The 8,159-nt window shown below is 46.6% G+C and carries 7 protein-coding genes; 4 read left to right on the top strand and 3 right to left on the bottom strand.

Going from position 1 to position 8,159, the window contains the following annotated elements:
* Positions 1-2,992 (bottom strand): DUF7507 domain-containing protein (locus G459_RS28475; protein ID WP_169725066.1); only part of this gene is annotated, 2,992 nt, incomplete at its 3' end.
* 608 nt (positions 2,993-3,600) lie between these two features.
* On the opposite strand from G459_RS28475, the gene G459_RS0123730 reads away from it, so the two are divergent.
* Positions 3,601-5,025 carry an aldehyde dehydrogenase family protein gene (locus G459_RS0123730; protein ID WP_035456909.1) on the top strand — a complete coding sequence of 475 codons (1,425 nt, stop codon included), beginning with the start codon at positions 3,601-3,603 and terminating at the stop codon, positions 5,023-5,025.
* 1 nt (position 5,026) lies between these two features.
* Positions 5,027-5,872: a prolyl oligopeptidase family serine peptidase gene (locus G459_RS0123735; RefSeq protein ID WP_026969813.1), complete on the top strand. Its 846-nt coding sequence runs from the start codon at positions 5,027-5,029 to the stop codon at positions 5,870-5,872.
* A gap of 174 nt (positions 5,873-6,046) precedes the next feature.
* Here G459_RS0123735 and G459_RS0123740 read toward each other — a convergent pair whose 3' ends face one another.
* Together G459_RS0123740 and G459_RS0123745 are read right to left on the bottom strand one after the other, a co-directional pair.
* On the bottom strand, positions 6,047-6,280 hold the full coding sequence (locus G459_RS0123740) for a hypothetical protein (RefSeq protein WP_026969814.1): 234 nt from the start codon (positions 6,278-6,280) through the stop codon (positions 6,047-6,049).
* Positions 6,255-6,857, bottom strand: coding sequence for an RNA polymerase sigma factor (locus G459_RS0123745; protein ID WP_026969815.1), 603 nt, complete (start codon positions 6,855-6,857; stop codon positions 6,255-6,257). Before G459_RS0123745 ends, G459_RS0123740 begins: the two co-directional genes overlap by 26 nt.
* Before the next feature lie 346 nt (positions 6,858-7,203).
* On the opposite strand from G459_RS0123745, the gene G459_RS0123750 reads away from it, so the two are divergent.
* Positions 7,204-7,548, top strand: a complete 345-nt coding sequence (locus tag G459_RS0123750) for a DUF3127 domain-containing protein (protein ID WP_026969816.1) — start codon at positions 7,204-7,206, stop codon at positions 7,546-7,548.
* Between the two features lie 38 nt (positions 7,549-7,586).
* Positions 7,587-8,042 (top strand): hypothetical protein, encoded by a 456-nt coding sequence (locus G459_RS0123755; protein ID WP_026969817.1) that lies wholly within the window; start codon positions 7,587-7,589, stop codon positions 8,040-8,042.
* Positions 8,043-8,159: the final 117 nt, after the last annotated feature.

An 8,159-nucleotide genomic window follows, 5' to 3' on the forward strand; every position in this document is an offset into this window, starting at 1 on the left:
CTTTGGTGATGTCCACTGAGATCTCCTGGGCAATGCCCACGGTCTCAGTCGCTGTGTCGGTTGCTTCCTCGCTGCTGCTCACCGTGGCCACGTTCACGATGTCCTGATTGGCATCGATGTCGGACTGCTCTACCGTGTAGGCGGCAGTGCCGGAGGTAGTGGCGCCCGGTGCAAGGGTCGTCTGGTCAACGGCGATGCCCCCCAGCTTGTCGTCTTCCACGGCAAGGCCGGTCAGCGTTACTTTGCCCGTGTTGGTCACCGTGTAGGTATAAGTGATCACCTGGCCTGCGTCCGATACGCTGGTCACGTCTGCCTCTTTGGTGATGTCCACTGAGATCTCCTGGGCAATCTCAGTCTCTGCTGTATCTTCCTGCTCCGCAGTCTGGTCAGTAGTGATTTTGACTGTATTTATCAATATTTCACCTGCGTTAATATCGCTTTGAGTTGCTTCATAAGCTGCAGTGAAAATCCAAACCTCACTCACGTTCAATACCCCCGAATCAACATCGTCTCCCGATTCAAGCGTCGCCGTGCCTGCCAAGTCATCTGTCACGACTACATTGGTCAGGTCTACGTTCCCAGTGTTCGTCACTGTAATCGTATAGTTCAGGGTTGTCGGTGCACTAATCTCCGCCTGGTCTACATCCTTGGAAATGGTCAGGGACGCATTTTGGCACAACTCAACCACAGTCAGACCAGATTCTTCTGAAACCTCCTCCTCTGTTATACCGGAATAAATCGGCTGCCGAATTGCCCCTTGGGTGGTCAGCGATTTAACCACTACAGTCCCATAGATTTCGCCTCCACTGAGATTCAGGGCAGCGAAGGGAGCCAACACAACTCCCCTAAAGTTGTTATTGATAGTAAGAGTGGTGGCCTCCTTAAAATTCCAGATGATTTTGGATGAATTTGTATTGAAAGCTCCTGTAAGGTTTGGCGGAGCGTTGTAATTAATATTGGCGCCCGAGACATTGATAACGACCAAATCTGCCGAGCCGAAGTTCAAGTTCAAATCCGAACCGGAAATGCCGGAAATCTCATAAACGGCAACATTTTTACCATCTATTAAAGTCGGTGTCGCGGTCATATTTCCACCGGAAACGCTACCGTTTGCCGCAAGAGATCCTAAGTAACTGGATCCAACAACTGCTCTATTAAAAAGGTCTCCAACATACGAAAGCACATTAGGATCATTGGAAAACGATCCGCCGCCGTTGTAGTTAATGCTAGAAGCTCCATTAGTAGAGCCAGTCTGAAGAATCAAATTTCCTCCGGAATTGAGGTTAATAGTCGAACCGGAAATATTCCCGCCGACCATCAATCCTGCTCCATTACCCGCAGAAACTGCGTTTTCTGAAAAATTTACTGCATTGTTCAGTATTAAATTTCCCCCCACCAATGTAGAAGCAGAGACTGAACCCGAGAGGACCGTGTAGTTGTTTTGGACAACAAGATTCCAGTTTTTAAACGATTCCAGTCCGAACAGGCCTGTCAGCGAGAATGGCGAAGAGTCTTGCTCCAAGGCATAACCGCCAAGACCTGTTGCAGATATCTTTGCTCGGTTTTCAACTTTTCCCGCTGCGATATCCTGAAGCGAAACACTGTAGGTAGCGGTAAAAATCGCAACTCCTCCCGGCAAAAGTGACGATGAATTGCTGCCTGGAGAAGCGCTCACAAACGAAAGTGTAGGAAGTGAACCGGATCCCGAAAATTCAAGCTCTGTTAAATTGATGTTGTTCAGGGTAACCCCGCCGGTGTTGGTAACCGTAAACGTGTATAAAATATTATCTCCATCCTCCGTACACTCACCCTCACCAAGCAACTCACCGGTTTTTGTTATGGAAATCGCACAGTTCTTGATTTCCACAGTCACCGTAGACTGTGCGCTTTCGCATTCTCCGTCCTTGGTCTGGCTCACTTTGTAGGTAAACAGGCCCGGCGTAGCCCCATCTACTGACGGTGCACCCGGCAATACAGTAGTTCCTGTTTGGTCATACCAAACCAGCGTGTACCCAGGGGTCGGTGAAATTGAAATCAAGTGCATCCCGGAGCCATTGCAATATTCAAAAGATGCCGAAGGAGGCGCTGGAGCCTGAGCCGGTTTTACAATTGTAAATTCTTTAATAACAGAGCAATTTTTACCGTCAGTTATAGCTACCGAATAAGTTCCCGTAGAGAGTCCTGTCTGATCTTCAACATCCGGAGTCAAACCTGATCCATCTAGGGTACTCCACTCAAAAGTATACGACCCATTCCCTCCCGATACGGTCAGGTCGATCGACCCGGTCGCGGTCTCTGAACAGTCGTCGTCTTCCACATCCCCACTGGCATTCAATAGCGGATAGATGATGACACTTTTCATCAGTGACTTCACGATACCCGACTTGGTGGCAGTAAGGGTCACCGAATAGGTGCCTGCTGTCGCATAGGTATGGCTTGGGGCGGTGGCCGTGGAAGATCCGCCGTCTCCAAAATCCCAGCTGTAGGTAGCGGTAGTTGCCGGATCTCCTCCCGTGGTTAAATTCTGGAAATCAACCTCAAAATCGTCGCAGTTGGTAGTGAAATTAAAATTGGCAACTAAGGGAGTGTTTACCACCAGGCCCGTCGGGCTGTAATAACACTGAGAGTTTTGAAGTTTTGGCTTACAGTCTCCGTCTCCGGCATTACCGGTCGTCCAGGTCATGTAAATATTCTTGATCTCAAGCTTGTCCCCATATTCCCAAGTGAAATCACTGATATAATGGAATAATCCGTCTTGATTAGGAACATTCACTCCCCCAAACAAACAGAGCGTACGGGTAGATCCGTCTTTTACACCGTTGATAAAAACATCGAATTGCGCATACAAATTGTAAGCATTGCTCGTGCTGCCACCAAATTTCACCCAAATCTCTCCAGGTATCGCATCTCCAATTTCCAGTCCTCCCGGATTAAAGGGAGATGGAAAAGGAATTCCACTCTCATCCCGAAACTGAATATCAGTAATGCTCACGTTATTTTGGGGACAGCCGGGAGCGCTGTTCGGGTCAATTACAATGGGAACTGTGCCCACAATTGCACCCTGAGAAAAACCAGTTGATGGAAAAAGAAAACTTGCCACCCAGAAAAAAAGAAAAATCCCGCCAAAGCGGTTTAAATTTTTGAAACCTTCCAAAAATCTACCGGCATGTGGTTTAGGGTTGAACTGAAAATGGGATAGCATGTCCATATTGTATTGTTTTAAAATTTTCAAGCCTGTAAAATGTGTTTTCATCAAGACCCTCTTTATTAGGACATTGACCGCTCCCTGGCAAAATCAGAGAAACCTAAACGGGCGTTTTTTTCGATTAATTTAAGTATTCGGAAACGCGAGTGATTTTAATCTCCAAATATTTGCTATAAAAATACACTTTTATGTTTTTCATATCCTAATCCCCGCAGAAAATATTTATTCGTAATACAATTTTTTTGGTGTGAAATGTATTTTTGATGATGTTTTTACCTCAATTGTGCGGAAAAAAGCAACAGAAAACCCGCCACGAATTGATATCAATCAAAAAATGTTCTCCCTCCTTGGTCTTTCTTATATTGGAAAGAATATTTAGACCGATATTCTGATCCATGGACGCGCAGATTTCCCCTATAACAGATTTTTCAAAGCTTCTTTTCCTCCAAAAAAAGACTGCGGTCGCTTGGAGAACCTCGACTGCCACGGAGAGACTGGATAAACTCAAGGAACTGAAAAACTGGATTTCAAAAAATCAAACGCTGATTCAACAGGCACTTTGGGACGATTTTAAAAAACCTTCCGCGGAGGCTGACCTTTCGGAGATCTTCCCCGTCACTTCCGAAATCACCCATGCGATAAAACACCTGAAGTCTTGGATGGAACCGGCAAAAGCCTCGATGCCGATGCCGATGTTTGGAACCGGCGCCTATATCCAATTCGAACCAAAGGGATGTGCGCTGATCATTTCTCCTTGGAATTATCCCTTCAATCTGGCCATCGGACCCTTGGTCTCCGCCCTCGCTGCAGGATGCCCGGTCATCTTGAAACCCTCGGAACTGACACCGAATACCTCCGCCTTGATCGCTCAGATGATCTCAGAACTTTTCAAACCTGAAGAAGTTGCTGTTTGCGTAGGTGGGGTGGAAGTTTCCCAGGAACTCTTGTCTTTACCTTTCGACCACATATTCTTCACTGGCAGTCCCAAAGTCGGAAAAATCGTCATGGAGAACGCCGCCAAACACTTGACCTCCGTCACGCTGGAACTCGGGGGAAAGTCACCCACAATTGTAACTTCCTCTGCCGATATCGCTGACGCTGCCAAAAAAATAGCATTTGGGAAATTTGTAAACTGTGGCCAAACCTGCATCGCTCCAGATTATATCTTGGTACACGAAAGTAAAAAAGACCAACTCATTGCCGAACTGGTTCTTGCCATTCGGGATATGTATGATCCCCAGCACCGGGGAATCGAAAAGTCGCCCGACTTGGCCCGAATCGTAGACCTAAGGCATTTCAGCCGACTCCAGTCTTGTCTCGACGACGCAGTTGAAAAAGGCGCAAAGGTCGTATTCGGTGGCAATATATTGGAAGATGAGCTGTACATCGAGCCTACGCTCCTGACTGAGATCAACCCTGAAATGGAAATCGCTGCAGAGGAAATATTTGGCCCGATCTTACCAATAATCACCTATCAAGATATTCAGGAAGCCATTGACTATGTCAATCGAAACCCAAAACCTTTGGCACTCTACATCTTTGACTCCAGCGGGCACACAAAAGAAGTATTGGGAAAAACCAGCTCGGGCAACGCCGTAGTCAATGATTGTGTGTTGCATTTTCTTCACAATAACCTTCCGTTTGGTGGCATAGGGAACAGCGGGTTGGGGAAATCACACGGATATTATGGGTTTTTGGCTTTCAGTCACGAAAAGGGCGTCCTCAAGCAGCGAATAGGCTTCAACAATGCGACACTTCTACGCCCCCCCTACGGATTGAAAACAAAAAAAATCATCGACTCTCTCATCAAGTGGTTTTAATATGAAGCTTTTTCCAATCAGTTATCTCTTACTTGTTGCCCTACTGGTTTTCTCTTCCTGCGGAGAGGATTCTGAGCCTGATATCCTCACTTCGCTGCAAATCCTAGATGAACCCTACGGGAGTCACCTCAAGCAAAACATGGATGTCTACCTTCCGGCAGGAAGGTCTTCTGAGCAAACATCGCTTCTGGTCTACATCCACGGCGGAGGCTGGATTGATGGTGATAAAAGCGAGTTTTTACAAATCAAGTCACTCGTTGAAAAGGAATTCCCCGGCTTTGCTTTTGTCTCGCTGAACTATCGGCTCTTTGATTTTGTGACCGAAACCAACGGAATCTCGGAGCAGGAGCAGGATATTGTCTCGGCTTTCCACTATATCGAAAGCCAACTGGCCGATTGGAACATTTCCGGAGAAATGGTCATTTCCGGTGCCAGCGCCGGGGGGCATTTGGCGCTTTTGCATGCCTTCAAGAACAATTTCTCGGACTTGAAAGCAGCCGTTGCCTTTTTCCCTCCTACGGATTTGGCGGCTCTTTACGGTGGCAATAATCTCACAAATCTGGGACTGGAGGCCTTGCTTAGGGGAACTCCCGACTCCGCACCAACCAGCTACCACGATTCCAGCCCGGTAAATTTTGTCGACGCACAGGATGTGCCGACTATCTTTTTCCACGGGAATATGGATCCGGTCGTTCCGATCAGCCAGAGTCTACTGTTGGAAGATGTGCTACAGGCAAAAAACGTCCGTCACCAGTTCACCGTCGTCCCCGGACAGGGACATGGCTTTACAGAGCAGACCTACGCCGCGCTACTTCGAGAGGCCAAACAGTTTGTCGGTGAATTCTGATCCTAAACGTCTCAGCAAAATTGGAAGGCGGTTTTAAACTACTAACTGCAGCTGACTTCTCACGAAAATAAGATACCCGGCAAATCCGGCTTCTGGAAAAGCAAGATAATCGCGTTGGCCGTAACATAAAGTGTATAAAAAAACCCCGACTGATGCCGGGGTTACCAATGCTTTTTAGACTCTTTGAAGTCCCGTAGAATGGGCCATCTCTTTGATGGCTTTCACTATTCTCTCCGAAGGCTGCAGGCGAACCTGATTCAATTGCTCTATCGTGCTCAGCATCTCCACGTATTCTTGCATCAGTGATTCATCGCTGCGCAAGGCTTGCATCAAGAGTTCTTGTTCTACTTCCGGCATTTCCTGGTAGATGTATCGTACCAAGTCATTTGGGGTAAATGGTTTTGTCATAGGCAAAATTTATCTGTTTCATTTTCTTTCTAAGATGTATAAGAGCATACCGCATTCTTCCCAACGCTGTATTGATACTGACCCCCGTCTGATCCGCTATTTCCTGAAAACTCAAATCCAAATAATGGCGCATCACCAATACCTCCTTCTGAGCCTCCGGCAATTCCTCGATCAGCCTTTTCACCATCTCCAACGTCTCCTCTCTCACCCGGTGATCCTCTATCGAAGACTCCGCAAACTGTAGAGAATTGAAGAGATTTGATCCGTCGTCCATCAGAATAGTGGGATAACGTTTGGCTTTTCGGAAGTGATCGATGGCCAGATTATGCGCAATGCGCATTAACCACGGCTGAAACTTCCCCTCTTCGCTATACCTGTCTGAATGGATCGTCTGGACGACTTTGACAAAAACGTCCTGGAGCAAATCCTCCGCTATATCCTGATCCTTAACGATCAGGTAGATTGTGGTGAAAACTTTACTTTGGTATCTATCTACCAAATGGTCAAAAGCAGCTTCGCTGCCATTTCGATACTGAGCTATCAACTCGCTGTCCTGCGGACCTATTCGCTTACTCATTTTAAGTTGGTTTATATACAACGTAAAGGTCTAGGCCATAGTATCTGTTAAAAGTGAAAGAATTAAAATCAGGAAGCGTTTGGAATAAAGCCAATCAATAGGTTCAATCTAAGGGGTTTTTTGAATACTTGTCAAGTGTATGCTGTAATTCAAAAGAAGGTTTGGAAAACGACCCGAAAAACAATCTTTTGTTTCAAAAAACCAATCCATGAATGTTAGCTTGGCCAAGGTCATGCCAAAATTTGTTAAAACGGAAGAAAAAGTCATTTCTTTTCCGCCTCAAAATACCCGGAAAAATTCGCCTCAATCGTTACCTTCGCAATCTTATCAAGTAAAAATAAATAGCATGGATTTAAGCGGAAAAGTAATCAACCTCCTCGCAGAAGTAGGCGGAAATTCGAAAAGTGGCAACGCATGGAGAAAGCAGGAATATATCATTGAGACCGGTGGTCAGTATCCAAAAAAAGTCTGCGTCTCCATCTGGGGGGACAAAATTGACCAGTTTGGACTCAAAGTGGGGGAGCAGGTTACTCTTGGGATCGACGTGGAAAGCCGCGAATATAATGGCAGATGGTACACCGAGGTGAAAGCATTCAAAGTCGACCGCACCAATGGCGGCGGTGGTGCACCGGCCATGCCAGAAGTAGACAGCTTCTATTCTGAAAGCGACGAAGACAAGCTTCCGTTCTAACATTTACAATATTCAGCTTTTTTAAACTTTACTTTTAAATGTGGGATGATTTTGACGAAAATGAGGATTGGGATGAGGAGAGTGAATTTGATCCTAAAGCACAGCGGGATCAGATTTACTCCCACCCCCTCATGAAAAAAGCGAATGAAATCCTCTCACTTACCCACGCGCTAGTTGGCAGCTTGGACGAGGCCCGAAGGGAGCTCTACGGAGGAATGATGATGGAGGATGCCATGATGCTCAGCGCGAAATTCTCAGGTGCCGAGGGCGTCAGCGATTACATCCTGAAGATGGAGAACGCGACAATCATGAAAGTCCACGCGCGAAATCTCCACGCCATGACCTACCAACTCGGCATGGAAGAGACCCACGCGGAGGAGCATCTCAACCTGCTCCGTGAGGCGATCGGGGAATTCAAAGATCTCTTCGTCGGATGGGTGCAAGGCTTTGATCCAGCAGACCGAATGGATGACGGCTGGGGACTTTTTGTCTAACCATTATTTTTCGGGAGAAAACCCCATAAAACTTATATGAATTAGGGAAATTCACCCACAGCCATGAAAGTCGTAAAAGGAGTTACCACAACTTATTTACGATATGGACATGATAGA

Origin of the sequence: Algoriphagus terrigena DSM 22685 (genome assembly GCF_000429445.1) — a bacterium.
Classification (GTDB): domain Bacteria; phylum Bacteroidota; class Bacteroidia; order Cytophagales; family Cyclobacteriaceae; genus Algoriphagus; species Algoriphagus terrigena.

What these genes read in the sequence shown, in the direction of transcription:
- G459_RS0123730 (WP_035456909.1), top strand. Translation starts at nt 3,601, where the DNA reads ATGGACGCGCAGATTTCCCCTATAACAGATTTTTCAAAGCTTCTTTTC.
- G459_RS0123735 (WP_026969813.1), top strand. Translation starts at nt 5,027, where the DNA reads ATGAAGCTTTTTCCAATCAGTTATCTCTTACTTGTTGCCCTACTGGTT.
- G459_RS0123740 (WP_026969814.1), bottom strand. Translation starts at nt 6,280, where the DNA reads ATGACAAAACCATTTACCCCAAATGACTTGGTACGATACATCTACCAG.
- G459_RS0123745 (WP_026969815.1), bottom strand. Translation starts at nt 6,857, where the DNA reads ATGAGTAAGCGAATAGGTCCGCAGGACAGCGAGTTGATAGCTCAGTAT.
- G459_RS0123750 (WP_026969816.1), top strand. Translation starts at nt 7,204, where the DNA reads ATGGATTTAAGCGGAAAAGTAATCAACCTCCTCGCAGAAGTAGGCGGA.
- G459_RS0123755 (WP_026969817.1), top strand. Translation starts at nt 7,587, where the DNA reads ATGTGGGATGATTTTGACGAAAATGAGGATTGGGATGAGGAGAGTGAA.